Annotated in this window: 14 protein-coding genes and 1 other RNA gene; 8 read left to right on the top strand and 7 right to left on the bottom strand. The window is 49.0% G+C overall.

The window, feature by feature from the left end:
• Window positions 1–176 precede the first annotated feature (176 nt).
• From pspA to NY07_RS02190, 6 genes are all read left to right on the top strand, one after another.
• Window positions 177–860, top strand: a complete 684-nt coding sequence (gene pspA / locus NY07_RS02165) for a phage shock protein PspA (RefSeq protein ID WP_033537675.1) — start codon at window positions 177–179, stop codon at window positions 858–860.
• A 20-nt stretch (window positions 861–880) separates the two neighbouring features.
• Window positions 881–1,120 carry an envelope stress response membrane protein PspB gene (pspB, locus tag NY07_RS02170; protein ID WP_011866292.1) on the top strand — a complete coding sequence of 80 codons (240 nt, stop codon included), beginning with the start codon at window positions 881–883 and terminating at the stop codon, window positions 1,118–1,120.
• The gene (pspC, locus tag NY07_RS02175; protein WP_033537676.1) at window positions 1,107–1,502 is read left to right on the top strand and encodes an envelope stress response membrane protein PspC; all 396 of its coding nucleotides are present in this window, start codon (window positions 1,107–1,109) and stop codon (window positions 1,500–1,502) included. The genes pspB and pspC overlap by 14 nt, the downstream gene beginning before the upstream one ends.
• A gap of 51 nt (window positions 1,503–1,553) precedes the next feature.
• A complete protein-coding gene (locus tag NY07_RS02180; protein WP_033537677.1) occupies window positions 1,554–2,996 on the top strand; it encodes a YcjX family protein in 1,443 nt (480 codons plus the stop codon).
• Between the two features lie 33 nt (window positions 2,997–3,029).
• Entirely contained in the window at window positions 3,030–4,106 is a 1,077-nt protein-coding gene (locus tag NY07_RS02185; protein ID WP_033537678.1) for a TIGR01620 family protein, read from the top strand.
• A 111-nt stretch (window positions 4,107–4,217) separates the two neighbouring features.
• Entirely contained in the window at window positions 4,218–5,387 is a 1,170-nt protein-coding gene (locus NY07_RS02190; protein WP_033537679.1) for a trans-sulfuration enzyme family protein, read from the top strand.
• A 99-nt stretch (window positions 5,388–5,486) separates the two neighbouring features.
• Here NY07_RS02190 and NY07_RS02195 read toward each other — a convergent pair whose 3' ends face one another.
• The gene (locus NY07_RS02195) at window positions 5,487–6,878 is read right to left on the bottom strand and encodes an SLC13 family permease (RefSeq protein ID WP_033537680.1); all 1,392 of its coding nucleotides are present in this window, start codon (window positions 6,876–6,878) and stop codon (window positions 5,487–5,489) included.
• Window positions 6,879–7,268: 390 nt separating this feature from the next.
• On the opposite strand from NY07_RS02195, the gene NY07_RS02200 reads away from it, so the two are divergent.
• Both NY07_RS02200 and ffs read left to right on the top strand, forming a co-directional pair.
• Window positions 7,269–7,568: a ComEA family DNA-binding protein gene (locus NY07_RS02200; protein WP_033537681.1), complete on the top strand. Its 300-nt coding sequence runs from the start codon at window positions 7,269–7,271 to the stop codon at window positions 7,566–7,568.
• A gap of 171 nt (window positions 7,569–7,739) precedes the next feature.
• Window positions 7,740–7,836: signal recognition particle sRNA small type (gene ffs, locus NY07_RS19120), an RNA gene on the top strand.
• A gap of 137 nt (window positions 7,837–7,973) precedes the next feature.
• On the opposite strand, the gene NY07_RS02205 is transcribed toward ffs, so the two are convergent.
• From NY07_RS02205 to dinG, 6 genes are read right to left on the bottom strand one after another with little or no spacing between them, the layout of a single operon-like run.
• Window positions 7,974–8,252: a late competence development ComFB family protein gene (locus NY07_RS02205; RefSeq protein WP_033537682.1), complete on the bottom strand. Its 279-nt coding sequence runs from the start codon at window positions 8,250–8,252 to the stop codon at window positions 7,974–7,976.
• Between the two features lie 51 nt (window positions 8,253–8,303).
• Window positions 8,304–9,206: a histone deacetylase family protein gene (locus NY07_RS02210; RefSeq protein ID WP_033537683.1), complete on the bottom strand. Its 903-nt coding sequence runs from the start codon at window positions 9,204–9,206 to the stop codon at window positions 8,304–8,306.
• A 9-nt stretch (window positions 9,207–9,215) separates the two neighbouring features.
• Window positions 9,216–9,899 carry a DUF2057 domain-containing protein gene (locus NY07_RS02215; protein WP_033537684.1) on the bottom strand — a complete coding sequence of 228 codons (684 nt, stop codon included), beginning with the start codon at window positions 9,897–9,899 and terminating at the stop codon, window positions 9,216–9,218.
• Window positions 9,900–9,908: 9 nt separating this feature from the next.
• Entirely contained in the window at window positions 9,909–10,571 is a 663-nt protein-coding gene (locus NY07_RS02220) for a primosomal replication protein (RefSeq protein WP_033537685.1), read from the bottom strand.
• Window positions 10,568–11,341 carry a sulfite exporter TauE/SafE family protein gene (locus NY07_RS02225; protein ID WP_033537686.1) on the bottom strand — a complete coding sequence of 258 codons (774 nt, stop codon included), beginning with the start codon at window positions 11,339–11,341 and terminating at the stop codon, window positions 10,568–10,570. Before NY07_RS02225 ends, NY07_RS02220 begins: the two co-directional genes overlap by 4 nt.
• An 8-nt stretch (window positions 11,342–11,349) precedes the next feature.
• Window positions 11,350–13,422, bottom strand: coding sequence for an ATP-dependent DNA helicase DinG (gene dinG / locus NY07_RS02230; protein ID WP_033537687.1), 2,073 nt, complete (start codon window positions 13,420–13,422; stop codon window positions 11,350–11,352).
• Window positions 13,423–13,453: the final 31 nt, after the last annotated feature.

Genomic DNA, 13,453 nt, shown 5'->3' on the forward strand with positions numbered 1-13,453 from the left:
TTATTTTTTAGTCTTTCACGCTAATTATTGGTGAAAATAATAATATGTGTCTCGTGAATTAAAATAAAGAAAAAGTTATAAATATGTTTAACCAATTGTTTTTTATGGGTATAGTTAAGTTGGCACACTTAATGTATTAATCTTAGCGAAACCAACATAAATTTGAGGACAGTATTATGGGAATTTTCTCTCGCTTTGCAGATATTATTAACTCTAATATCAGTGCATTACTCGATAAAGCAGAAGATCCAGAAAAAATGGTTCGCCTGATCATCCAAGAGATGGAAGATACATTAGTTGAAGTGCGTTCGACCTCTGCCAAAGTCTTGGCTGAGAAGAAAGAGATCATTCGTCGCATCGCTAAGGTACAAGAGCAGGTGCAGGATTGGCAGGACAAAGCAGAATTGGCCTTGTCGAAAGACCGTGAAGATCTCGCCAAAGCCGCTTTGCTTGAAAAGCAAAAGGCCAGTGAGTTGGCGGCCACTTTGGAGCAAGAACTGGTTGTTGTTGAAGAGCAGATCAGCCGTTTGAAAGAGGAAGTGAACCTGCTGCAAGAGAAGTTGGCCGATGCCAAGGCGCGTCAGAAGACTATCATTATGCGTAAGCAGACTGCTTCTTCTCGCTTAGAAGTGAAGCGTCAGCTGGATTCGAGCAAGATTGATAATGCCATGAGCCGTTTCGAGCAGTATGAGCGTCGTGTTGAAGGTCTTGAGTCTCAGGTGGAAGCCTATGATCTGGGTAACCAGAAGACACTTAACGACGAGTTTGCTGCGCTGGAAGCTGATGATGCCGTGAATGCGGAACTAGAAGCCCTTAAGGCTAAGGTCAAATCAGCTAAAGCTAAGAAACAGACTAAATAACAACAATTCTGAGGTGAGTTATGGATTTGGATTTATTAATAGCCCCCATTATTATCTTTATGGTTGTGGTGGCGCCCATCTGGCTAATTCTGCATTATCGTAGTAAACGCCAAGTGAGCCAGGGACTCACTGAAGAAGAGTATGCTCAGCTTAATGAGTTGATTGGTAAAGCAGACAAGATGGCCCAACGCATCGAAACATTGGAAGCAATTTTAGATAGCGAGGCCCCGCAGTGGAGGAATCGAGATGAGCGAATCTAGTGGACGCCCCTTATATCGAATTCCCGAGTCAGGCAAGATAGCTGGAGTATGCGCAGGGATTGCGGATTACTTTAACTTCGAAACCTGGTTGGTAAGGGTAGTAGCAGCATCGATATTTTTGCTTGGGGGATCGGGAGTTGTCATTATCATCTACGTATTACTCTGGATGATCTTGGATATTAAACCCGGCAGCGCAACGAACAAGCAACAACATAAAGAGATCGAGGTGAAGAAAAAGGTTTGGCAGGCAGGGGAGCCAGCCAAGGCAGCCTTAAGAGACGTCAACAACCAGTTTCGTGATTTAGAACTCAGGTTGCAGAATCTCGAAAGACATGTCACCTCAGATAGCTTCGAGCTAAAACAACAGATCAATAATCTTTAAATTCTTTCAATGGGCGGTGTATACCGCCCTTAGCCGTATTAAGATTAGGTGATGAACTCAATTAATCGCTCACTTCGTAAACTTACTCACCATTCTAAGTCTTTGGTTAAACGGACGACGGATAACCATGTCAGATTGGCTGTCACGGGTCTGTCTGGGGCGGGAAAAACCGCATTTATCACCGGGTTGGTTAACCAGTTGCTGCATGCGGGCATCGGCGAGCGTCACAATGCTCTGTCTTTGCTTGAAGTGTCGCGAGAAGAGCGGCTTTACGGGGTTAAACGTACGTTACAGCCCGATCTTACTATTGCCAGTTTTGATTATGAAGGTGCCATGGCGGCGTTATGTGGCGAACCCGCCGCCTGGCCGCAATCGACGCGTACTATTAGCGAGTTACGCCTGGCCATCCGTTATCAGCCTGCTGCCGGCCTTAGGGCGAAATTTACCGACAGCGCGACGCTTTTCTTAGATATCGTCGATTACCCGGGCGAGTGGTTGCTCGACCTGCCCATGCTAAGACTCAGCTTTATGCAGTGGTGTCAGGCGCAGTCACGACGAAAGGCGGTACTGTCGCTTAGCCCTCTCTATGAGAGCCTGATGTCTCTCTGTCGCGAACTGGATCTAAACGCACCAGCCGATGAGCTCAAGCTCAAAGAGATTGCCAATGCTTATCAAGCGCTCTTGGTTGATCTCGTTCAGCAGCAGGGGTTTTATTATGCACAGCCTGGACGCATGTTGCTGCCTGGAGAATTGGCCGATACGCCGATTCTGGCGTTTTTCCCGCTATTGCATCTGCGAGAGAGTGAGTTGCTGGAGCATGAAAAAAGCGCTAAAGGTTCATACTATCAGGTGCTTAAGCAAAGGTATCAGAGCTATGTTAGCCAGGTGGTGAAGCCTTTCTACCTACACTATTTCGCTAAATTTGATCGCCAGCTTGTGTTGGTCGATTGTTTAACCCCCCTTAATCGTGGCAAGGCGCAGTTTGATGACATGGCCAGTGCAATCGACGGCATCATGGAGAGCTTCCATTTTGGTCAGTCTAATCTGCTCAGACGCCTGTTTGCGCCCCGTATCGATAAGTTACTGTTTGCTGCCAGTAAAGTGGACCATATGAGTCGTGATCAGCAGGGCAATGTACTGTCGCTCCTATCACATCTGGTTAAGCGTAGTCAGCAGCATGCCCAGTTCGAGGGCTGTGAGGTCGAGACCATGGCGATCAGTGCTATCAAGGCTACCCAGCACGGTATGGTTCAGAGCCAAGGTAAAGAGGTTGAGGTGGTTCAGGGCCGAGAGCTAAGCTCTGGTGACCTGGTTACCTTGTACCCAGGCGAAGTCCCTACTCACTTACCTAGCGCCGATTTCTGGGCCCGTCAGGGATTCGATTTTGTTAATTTTGCCCCGCCAAAGGCTGAGCAATCCGGTCATGAGGTGCATTTTGAGCATATACGCCTGGACCATCTTTTGCAGTTCTTACTCGGCGATAAATTGCGCTAACAGGTCGCAGATAAACATCATGTTGAAGGTGTTATGAATAAACCCGATTTACAGATAGAGAAGAAGCAGGTCTTCGATGAGCCTCAGCTTACCGGGGAGACAGAGCTTAAGGCTGCGCGGCGTTTTGATGGTGAGGTGACTCTTGACGATCAAGAGTCCGAGCAGACCTTGAATGCACTGGTTCCTGAGCTCGATGGGATAGCGCCTCAGGCACACTCACGCAAAAAATCCTGGTCTTGGTTAGCCAAGGGAACAATCTTGGGGATTGGCCTTGTCTTTGTCGTTGAGCTTTTGCTGACACTGCGACAGGCCTGGTTTGAAAGCCCTTTGCTATTTGCCCTCTACGGCGCTGTGACCTCGGTTGTGGGATTATGGGCATGTGTGATTGCTATCAAAGAGTGGCGTCAGCTTAAGCGACTTCGCTCAGTGGAAGAGGCTCAGGCGGTAAGTGAGCGCTTATCAGTTAGCATGCAAAGAGGTGAAGCTGATAAGTTTATTGATAAGCTCATCTCGGCGTTACCTGGAGAGATAGATACTCAAAGGTACTATCGATTGGTACGAGAGGAGCACAACGATGCCGAGCGGTTACTCCTGTTCGAAACAAGTGTCTTGCCACAGCTCGATGCCAAGGCCAAGAAACTGGTGCATCGTTATGCCAGCGAATCAGCGCTGCTGCTTGCGGCGAGTCCTCTTGCCGTGCTCGATATGGCGATCATATTGTGGCGCAATCAGAAGATGATCGCACAGCTTGCCAGTTGTTATGGCATAGAGCTAGGTTATTGGAGTCGCATCAAGCTTATCAGGTCGGTGATCACTAACATTATCTACGCAGGTACCAGCGAAGTGGTCACTGACATTGGGACTCAGCTGTTTTCGCTCGAGGTATCGGGGAAAGTATCGGCCCGGTTGGCGCAGGGACTAGGCGGTGGTTTACTCACCGCGCGTTTGGGATATCAAACTATGCGTCTGTGTCGTCCGGTTGTCTTTACGCCGGAGACTAAACCAAAACTCAGCAAGATCCATACGGCTCTGCTGGGTGAGTTGAAAGACTTCTCACTTTCGGTTCTGGGTAAAACAACCGTTCGTAACAAAGATTTTACATCGAAGTAGGGCTTAATTTTTCGCTGCAGGTTTACTCCTAGCCCCTAAACTGGGCAAGTTAGTGCATCGCTCTCATTCAAACCTAACAATAATAGTGAGCGAGTATTATGGAGAAAGTGTATGCAAGAGAAATGGAAGCTTGCCACTCAGGTTATTCATGCTGGGCACGAGTCAAACCAGCATGGCGCCTTAGTGTCCCCGCTGGTGCAGAGCGCGACCTTTACCTTTGATAGTGTCGAGCAAGGTGGCGATTGTTTTGCCGGTGAGCAACAAGGCTATATCTATACCCGTTTGGGAAACCCCACCACCGCAGAACTGGAACGCAAGATGGCTACCCTTGAGGGAAGCCAATCGGCTGCGGCTACGGCTTCAGGAATGGCTGCAGTCTCTGCAGCCCTGCTGACCCATTTAAGCCAGGGCGATCACTTGGTCGCCTCACAGGCCGTCTATGGTTGTACTTTTTCCCTAATGACCGAGCAGTTTAAGCGCTTCGGTATTGAGGTGACCTTGGTCGATTTTGCCGAGCTTGCCAACATCGAACAAGCTATCAGGCCTAACACTAAGGCGCTCTTTTGCGAAACTCCCGTGAATCCTCATCTTGATGTTTATGATTTACAAGCGATAGCCGCCATCGCGAAGCGCCACAATCTGGTCAGCATAGTGGATAACACCTTCATGACGCCACTATTGCAACGTCCACTTGCGCTGGGAATAGATGTTGTGATCCACAGCGCCACTAAATACCTCAACGGCCATGGTGATGTGATTGCCGGTATTGTATGTGGCACTGAGGAGATGATCACTAAGCTGAAACTCGAGGTGCTAAAGGATATTGGTGGGGTGATCTCTCCCCATGATGCCTGGTTGATCCTTCGAGGGCTAAAAACCTTAGATGTACGTCTGGGGAGGCATTGTGACAACGCTGATCGGGTGGCGGCCTACCTTGAGCAACATTCGCAAGTCGCCAGAGTCTACTATCCGGGGTTAAAGGGGCATTCTGGCTACGGATTGCTCGGACAGCAGATGCGCCGCGCTGGTGGTGTCGTTGCCTTTGAACTTAAGGGTAGCTTTGAGACCGCTAAGGCATTTGTGAACAGACTGAACCTATTTAAGATCGCGGTGAGCCTGGGGGATGCGGAATCGCTTATCCAACATCCTGCTTCTATGACTCACTCTCCCTATTCGCCAGAGGCGAGGATGGAAGCGGGGATAGGTGATACGCTGCTAAGGATCTCTTTGGGTCTCGAGGACAGCGATGACATCATTGCCGATTTGGCGCAGGCCTTCTAATCATGATCGTTAACTGAAATAGGTTAAGTGAAGTACTTTTAGTGAAATTTACAGGTGATAAAAAAGGCCCGCATCAGCAGGCCTTTTTTGTTACTGGTGTTAGATAGTCCAGAATAGGTGGGCTATCACATAGAGCGCCAGCATACTGATGAAGTTGATAATCACCCCGGCGCGCATCATTTCAGATTGTTTAATGTAACCTGAGCCGTAGACGATAGCGTTAGGCGGTGTGGCGACGGGCAGCATAAAGGCGCAAGAGGCCGCAATACCGATAAGCACCGACAACATGACTGGAGACAGGCCAAGTGCCTCGGCGATGGCGGCAAACACTGGCACCAAGAGTGCTGCACTGGCCGTGTTACTAGCAAACTCGGTCAGCATTACCACGAAGAAGATCACCGCAAAGGTAAACAGGGCCATGTGAGTGTTGCCAAAGATATCGGTTACCCAGTGAGCGAGGAAAACGCTGGTGCCTGTGGCCTTGAGAATGGCGCTGAGAGTGAGGCCGCCACCAAAGAGGATCAGTACGCCCCAATCTGTGGTTTTCTCAATCTTCTTCCAATCGACTAAGCCTAAGCCTGCCAACATAACCACTGCGCCGAGTGCCACTATAGTATCGAACTGAGGGATCCCTCCTAGGGCTGCCGAGATAGGCTTACTGAAGATCCAGCAGCAGACGGTAGTGAGGAAGATCAGTAAGGTAAGTTTGCCGGGTAAAGCAAGTTGCTCGTTGCTCTTGGGAAGCTCACATACCACATTGAGGTTGGGTTTCAGATAGAGATAGAGAGCGATCAGCATACTAGGCAGCATGAGAGCCACGGTAATAAGGCCAAATTCTAGCCAGTCGGCAAAACTTAAACCGACCTGAGCCGCTGCAATCGCATTGGGAGGGCTGCCAACTAAAGTGCCTATGCCGCCAATGTTTGCCGAATAGGCGATACCCAGTAGCATAAACAGATAGGTGCTTTTGTGCTCCTTAAAGTCCAATTGTCTTAATATTCCCAAGGCTAGCGGCAACATCATGGCCGCGGTGGCAGTGTTGCTTATCCACATCGACAGTAATGCAGTAATACCGAAGAGGAGCATACAGGCAATGCTGAGTTTACCTTTCGATGCCGTTAGCACCTGATATGCAATGCGCTTATCAATGCCCTGATGATTTAGCGCTGCTGCCAGCACAAAACCACCAAAAAACAGATAGATAATTGGGTTGGCGAAGTTGCTCATGGCGGCCTTGGTTTCAAATACCCCAAGTAATACCCCCATGATAGGGATTAAGATGGCTGTGACACTAATATGTATCGCTTCTGTTAGCCATAGAATTGCGGCGAAGATCAATATGGAGATCCCCGTATTGACGCCTTGTTCAAAGGGCAAGAAATTGTAGAGCAGTGCAAAAAGCACGATATCGGCAAATAGGATCACCAGCTTGCTTTGTGAAGCCGATTTTGGCGGGGCAGCGAGTGCCTCTTGTGTTGTGTCGAGGGACATTGAGCTTCCTGATTTATTATTGTTTGGCGCTACACACTAGCCTAGCGGCGGCGGTACGCAACTGAAATTTTTTTGTGGCAAAACTACAGAGCGGTGACGGCCTGATGTGATCCGCGTCTCTGAAGTGGGTGCAATTGTGCTTTATATCACTCAGGCATGATAGGGGACGATCAAATTTTTTTTCAGTCACTAGTTAAAGGCTCAGCAATTAATAAGGCGCTGAAATAAATTAATATAATTTATTTTGTGATCTGCATCGCATCGGTTGTGCTGCTGCAGCTTTGCTGGTCACGAATTGGCAAAATTTTTGAACCTGTTCTATGTTTTCGAGGTGGCCGAGGAAAAAGGATTGTTGGCCATGTATACCACAAGGACACAAGGAGACACCCTATGAAACATCTGCTTTTTGCGGCGCTCGTTGCAGCGTCATTTTCCCTTCTACCCGTCATAGCCGCCGACCAGGTGGTTGTTCCTGTTGAGACCGCTCAGGCGAGTCTGACACAGGTTAATATTAATACTGCCAGTGTGCAGGAACTGACTCAACTCAAAGGCATTGGCGAAGCCAAGGCCATGGCAATAGTCGAATATCGCGATACACATGGTCAATTTTCGAGTGTTGAGGAGTTGACCAAGGTAAAAGGTATTGGGCCTAAGGTGTTGGAGCAAAATAAAGCGATGTTATCGCTTTAACCTAATGGTTAGTATTGTTGTTTTAGCCCGCAGTCGCGGGCTTTTGTTTATAGATTCGTCAGTTAGGGCTATTCTGGCGATAACTCTTGGTTATTCACTTGATTGCTGGGCTGCCTTAGTGGATAATGCAGGCCGTCTTAGAGCATTCTAGCTCAAGAAACTATGGTGACCCTAGGGTCCCCCCGCAATGATAACTTGTGAACTCGGCCAGGCCCGGAAGGGAGCAACCGCAGCAGGCGACTCATGTGCCGGGGTGTGGCTCTAGGGGAACCTCCAATTCTCACTATTATCAACGAGTTAACTCAGAAATACCTCAGGTGATACACTTGGTGGTACACTCGATGATAATTAGTCTATCTCCAACACTAAACCTAAGATAATCAGTTTAGCGATCACTCTGACTTGTCAGATATCTTCTTGTTGCTCTTCTGTGAGCTTTGATTTTAAGAAGGCCCTGGATTTCTCAAGCGCGGCTTGTATTTCTTCTTTCATTTGTTTGAGTTCGTTATAGTCTTCGAAGAAATAGGTATCGACCAGATGGCGGATATAGCGCACTGGTAGTTGATTTAAGGTGACGCAGCAGAGATCGGCAAGATAGTCTTCGGGGAGTTCGTCGAATAACCCTTCGTCAGACAGTAACTCCATCAAGAGTACTTCGTAATAATTGCGAATTTCCAGTTGCATAGGTTTTTCCCTCAAGTTCCATTGCGGTTTATCTAAGCATAATCTAGTTTGCTACCATATGGCATGAGCGGCAATAAAAACTTGTGCATGGCGCTCACTAAGCTCTTGTATGTCATGACTATAGCCTCCACCGACCACGCATGCTATGGGGATTCCGGCCTTTTTTGTCGTCTCGAGTACCAGATGATCTCGCTGATAGATCCCTAGAGTCGAGATGTTCAGGTGTCCTAACCTATCATCTTGATGCACATCAACGCCGGCATCATACAAGATGAGATCTGGCCGATAGAGACGAATCGCAAGTGCTAAGGTTTGCGTCACTGTCTCAAGATAGTCAGCGTCCTGGGTTCCGCGCGCTAACTCAATATCGAGATCTGAATGCTGCTTTCGGGCCGGAAAATTCTCTTGGCAATGGATAGAGCAGGTGTAGATATTGTCATATTTTTGCCCCATGGCGGCGGTGCCATCTCCTTGATGCACGTCACAATCGAAGATCAATACAGTATCGACGCCATCGAGGCGTTGGGCGTGCAAGGCTGCGGAGATCAGATCATTAAACACACAGTAGCCACTTCCAAAGTCATAATGGGCATGGTGATAGCCGCCGCTAAGTTGTAGCGCGACGCCATGGGTTAATGCCAATTCGCAGGCCAGATGGGTGCCGCCGATGGAGTAAAGCGTGCGTTGTGTCAGCCTGTCGCTTAAGGGAAATCCCAGGCGGCGAATGGCCTTGTCGGCGAGACTTTGCTGGATAAATTGGGCCACATAATCCGGGCAGTGGATCTGGCTTAGCCATTGAGGCGTGACGGCTTGGGGGAGGTGAAAGGCCTCTGGCGGCGCTATCTTGTTATCTCTTAGATATTGGTATAAAGCCTGATATTTGGTGATGGGAAATCTATGGTGTTGGGGTAACGCCAGCTGAGAATAGCTGGCGTGATAGACGAGTGGAACCATGTAAGTTGTTTATAGCTGTTGAATTGCCCAGCTCATAAACTCTTTACGTGTTTTCTCATCGGCATGTAGCCACCAATATTGCAGCATCTGCTGAGCATGGTCAGCATCGCTTGGGTTGGCAGGGAGTTTGGCTGGCAGAGTGACAGCTTCTACGGTATTGGCTTGCTGGGCAGGCGCAGTGCTACGGGCAACGGCGGCGCCACCTGTGGCGGCGGCTGTAGCGGCTTCAATATCCTGGCCAGAGTCGCCATTAAAGAGTTTACTGACAAAGCTGCTTTCGGTGATATCGGTTTGAGTGACCTTATAGTTGACGTTGCCTCCGTCGACACGGCTGATCACGACGGCTGGCGACTTAGCAAAACTCTTAGGTTTCTTGATGATCTCGCCTTCTGCTGGTTGAAGCTGGTATTCATAATCACCATCAACGGCCAGGGTCACAATAAATGGTGAGGATTTAACGAAACTTTCACTGTCGCTGAAATCGTCTTGTACCATATCATGGTAACGGATAGCGATTTTGTGGGTACCTTCGCTTAGTTCCAGATCCGACTTATGGTTAAACAGGCTGCCTTCAACTTTTTTGCCGTCCAAGGCAAGGTATTCGAACGACATGGGAATCTTGAGATTTGCAGCCATTGCCGATGAGGCACCAAGCAGAGCGATTAAAGCGGTGATTGGCTTGATTGATTTCATTGTTGCTCCTTAACGATTTTGATGCTTATACGGGCGTTCAAACGCCTGAATACGATCTTCTATATAGCTAATAGCTTGTCGGCACTTGCCTAAGCGGCGATGGACCAAAAGTATTTCATTTTGCAGTGCAATTTTGTCAGCACTATGACAGTTTTCAAGCTTAGATTGCAAATGCGCAATTTTTTGTTCAAAGGTGTGAACCCAGTTCATATGTTTGTTCAATTCTTCATAGAGCTGGTGGCTATTATTCATCACCCCGGCCGCGATCCAGCTAAAGCCACTCTGCGCATGGCTGTTTTGGCGGCGTTTTCTTGCATGGGCAATACGCGATGTCTTCTGCTGCTGTGCAGACTTAACCCCGAGTCCCGTCGTGTTGAGTGCACGTTTTAAAGCGGTAAACCTGTCCTGTATCCCTTCACAACTCAGTGCGATAGTGTCTGCCGAGATATTGCCTTGAAGCAGTTTCTCTAATTGGGCGATCTTCTTACTGAGTTGATCTATGCAGGGACCGAGTTGGGCGCCCGCCTGATTGAACAGTTTGTCATTAAATCGCTCAGTGTCTTGCAGCAGTTTTCGTTCCCCTTTGGGGAGCTGGCTGTCGTGTTGTAACACCTCTTGCTCTAACTGTTTCAGTTGGACTCGTAAGCGGTGGATAAGTTCATTGGTCTTCATGACCAGGCTCCCCAGGCCAAATTAATGGCGATGAGTATGACGATGGCTATAAAGAGGGGACGAATAAAGGGAACCCCAAACTTTATCGCTGTTCTGGCACCGATGAAGGAGCCTAACATCATGCAGAGGCCCATTGATAAACCAATGATCAGGTTCACCTGGCCTAAGGCAAGAAAAACCGCTAAAGAGGTCAGGTTGCTAATAAGCGTCATTGCTCTGGCGAGGCCGCAACTGTTCAGTACCGGCAACTTATATTGCGAGACGCTGCTAATTGTCCAAAAGGCGCCTGTGGCGGGTCCGGCAAATCCATCATAGAACCCTAGCGGCAAACCTTGGCGCCACTGTTTGAACTTGGAGGGCGCTTTCTGTGGTGGCTCATAGCTGGGGCAACCCATGGCATTGGGTTTGAGTAAGGTGTAAAGGGCTACGGCTATGATAAATAGCGGTAGCCACTTTTCTAGCCATTGGTTGTCGATAAGGTAAACCACAAAGGTGCCCATCACGGCGCCAATAAATGTGGCGACGGCAGCGTGATACCAAAACTTGGGGGTAAAGAACTGTTTTCGATAATAGGTAAAGGCTGCCATGGACGAACCAAAGCTGGCAGCTAACTTATTGGTGCCCAGTGCCGTATGGGGGGGAATGCCTATCGTCAGCAAGGCGGGGATGGAGAGTAGCCCGCCGCCGCCGGCTACGGCATCAATAAAACCTGCGATGAAGCCCGTAGCAGCAAGAATGGCCCAGCTGCTGGGTTCGAGTAATAGATCCAAAGAGTTTCCTATTCTATAACTTGGCGGAAGGGTGGCAGGGCATCGAGCAACGATTTGCCGTAGCGTTTCGTCACTAAACGGCGATCCAATATAGTGATTCTGCCATAATCCTCTTCTTTACGCAGTAATCTACCACAACTTTGAATGAGTTTACGTGAAGCATCGGGAATCGTCAGTTGTAAAAAAGGATTTCCCCCTTTGACTTTGATGTATTCCGCGTGGGCTTGTTCCACTGGTGAGGTGGGGACGGCAAAGGGGAGCTTGGTAATGATCAGGTTAGTCAGGTAGTCGCCTGGAAGGTCCAAACCTTCTGAAAAGCTGCCGGTGCCAAAGATGATACTGACCTCGCCGTTATCACAGCGCGTCTTATGATCTTGCAGTAGCTGTTGACGCGACGCTTCTCCCTGTATCAGTAGCGGGCTTTTAAGCTTGGGCCGAACCAGATCGGCCACTTTCTCCATCTGCCAGTAAGAGGCAAATAGCACTAGGGTTGCCATCTCCCCATCGATCAGGGTCAGGATCTGCTCGGCCAACTCATCTGTGTAGCGATCGTCTGTGGGTTCAGTGCGCATCTTAGGCAGATAGAGGGTGGCGTTCTGTTGGAAGTCGAACGGGCTGTCCATGGCCAGGTATCGACTGCCATCATTGACAGACAAGCCAACCTGATGGGTAAAGTGATTAAAGTTGTTCAATGCCCTTAATGTCGCGCTGCAAAGCACGACACCGGCAGCCTTTTCCCACAGCAGGGATTCCAGCATGAAGCCGACTTCGATAGGAGAGACATTGAACAGGTAGTCGCTCTGCTTGCCGACAATATGTTCTACCCAACGTGCCATAGGGGCGCCTTTGCTATTGTCCTCTTTGGCCATCATCTTCCAGAGCTTTTGCAGGTTTTCCAGACGCTGAAGCATAAACCCTGTTTCGCTCAGCAGCTGCTCAGCCTGATGCTTGGGCAGCTCACCATCTTTAATGGCTTCGCTAAGCAGTGCCAACATCTTGTTGAATTGCTTAAGTGCTCCATTTGAGGCGGTAGCCAGGTTTTCCGCTTGTATGGTTAAAGCCTGAGGCAATTTGCCGTGCTCAAACCGAATACGACGTTCGGGGTTATCAAACCCGGCCGCTTGACCATCACAATATTGGGCGACGCTGGAGAGTAGGCTGGTGAGCTCATTGATGTGATCAAGCATTGCCTGAGCTGGCGCTATGATATGGTTGCTCTTGAGCTGATTTTGCAGTTTAGTGCTGGTTTTACCGACCTTTTCAAGCCAATCGATAGCGCCTCTCAAGGTTGCTTGGGCGCTAGAAAAGTCCCTGGCGACCACAGGCAAGTGATGCGCCTCGTCAATGACATAGTAGAGATCTTCTGGGTCAGGCAGTATCACGCCGCCCCCCAGCTCAAGATCGGCAAACAGCAAACTGTGGTTGGCGATCAATACATCCCAGGTGTCGATATCTTCTCGGGCCTTATGAAAAGGACACTGTCTGTGGCTAGCCAGTTGTCGGTGGCAGCTGTGCTTGTCACAGGCTATCTGTTGCCATAGGTGATCTGGCAATGCTTGGGTGAGTGTGTCTCGCTCGCCATTCCAGCGACCCTCATGGAAATCTTTCAGCAAGCTTTGCAATAGTTCTACTTGACTGTGATCCGGTTTGGTTTGCCACATCGCCATCTGGGTGCCGTCATCGCCGCCGATCAGCATCTCCAATTTGGCCAGACAAACATAACGCTGTCGTCCCTTGACGAGACCAAAACTAAAATTGAGCCCAGATTGCTGTAAAAAGAAGGGCAGATCCTTGTTAAGCAGCTGCTCTTGTAGGGCAACCGTGGCGGTAGCGATACAGACTTTCTTTTTACTGGCAAGCGCCAGGGGGATGGTTCCCAGAATATAGGCTAAGGATTTACCTATACCTGTGCCAGCTTCCACGACTATGATCCGCCTGTGCTTATCATATTCTCCTGCAAGCGTCTTTGAGATCTCGGCAACGATATAGTTTTGTTCCCGGCGTGACCTAAAGTTAGGTAAGGCCGCGGCGATATCTTTGTAAATGGTACGGATCTGGGTTTTAACGTCTGCAGATAACATGAAGGCATAGTGCTGGACAAATAATGCTGTA

The sequence above is a fragment of the Shewanella sp. ECSMB14101 genome (assembly GCF_000773485.1).
Classification (GTDB): Bacteria; Pseudomonadota; Gammaproteobacteria; order Enterobacterales; family Shewanellaceae; genus Shewanella; species Shewanella marisflavi.

What these genes read in the sequence shown, in the direction of transcription:
- pspA (WP_033537675.1), top strand. Translation starts at nt 177, where the DNA reads ATGGGAATTTTCTCTCGCTTTGCAGATATTATTAACTCTAATATCAGT.
- pspB (WP_011866292.1), top strand. Translation starts at nt 881, where the DNA reads ATGGATTTGGATTTATTAATAGCCCCCATTATTATCTTTATGGTTGTG.
- pspC (WP_033537676.1), top strand. Translation starts at nt 1,107, where the DNA reads ATGAGCGAATCTAGTGGACGCCCCTTATATCGAATTCCCGAGTCAGGC.
- NY07_RS02180 (WP_033537677.1), top strand. Translation starts at nt 1,554, where the DNA reads ATGAACTCAATTAATCGCTCACTTCGTAAACTTACTCACCATTCTAAG.
- NY07_RS02185 (WP_033537678.1), top strand. Translation starts at nt 3,030, where the DNA reads ATGAATAAACCCGATTTACAGATAGAGAAGAAGCAGGTCTTCGATGAG.
- NY07_RS02190 (WP_033537679.1), top strand. Translation starts at nt 4,218, where the DNA reads ATGCAAGAGAAATGGAAGCTTGCCACTCAGGTTATTCATGCTGGGCAC.
- NY07_RS02195 (WP_033537680.1), bottom strand. Translation starts at nt 6,878, where the DNA reads ATGTCCCTCGACACAACACAAGAGGCACTCGCTGCCCCGCCAAAATCG.
- NY07_RS02200 (WP_033537681.1), top strand. Translation starts at nt 7,269, where the DNA reads ATGAAACATCTGCTTTTTGCGGCGCTCGTTGCAGCGTCATTTTCCCTT.
- NY07_RS02205 (WP_033537682.1), bottom strand. Translation starts at nt 8,252, where the DNA reads ATGCAACTGGAAATTCGCAATTATTACGAAGTACTCTTGATGGAGTTA.
- NY07_RS02210 (WP_033537683.1), bottom strand. Translation starts at nt 9,206, where the DNA reads ATGGTTCCACTCGTCTATCACGCCAGCTATTCTCAGCTGGCGTTACCC.
- NY07_RS02215 (WP_033537684.1), bottom strand. Translation starts at nt 9,899, where the DNA reads ATGAAATCAATCAAGCCAATCACCGCTTTAATCGCTCTGCTTGGTGCC.
- NY07_RS02220 (WP_033537685.1), bottom strand. Translation starts at nt 10,571, where the DNA reads ATGAAGACCAATGAACTTATCCACCGCTTACGAGTCCAACTGAAACAG.
- dinG (WP_033537687.1), bottom strand. Translation starts at nt 13,422, where the DNA reads ATGTTATCTGCAGACGTTAAAACCCAGATCCGTACCATTTACAAAGAT.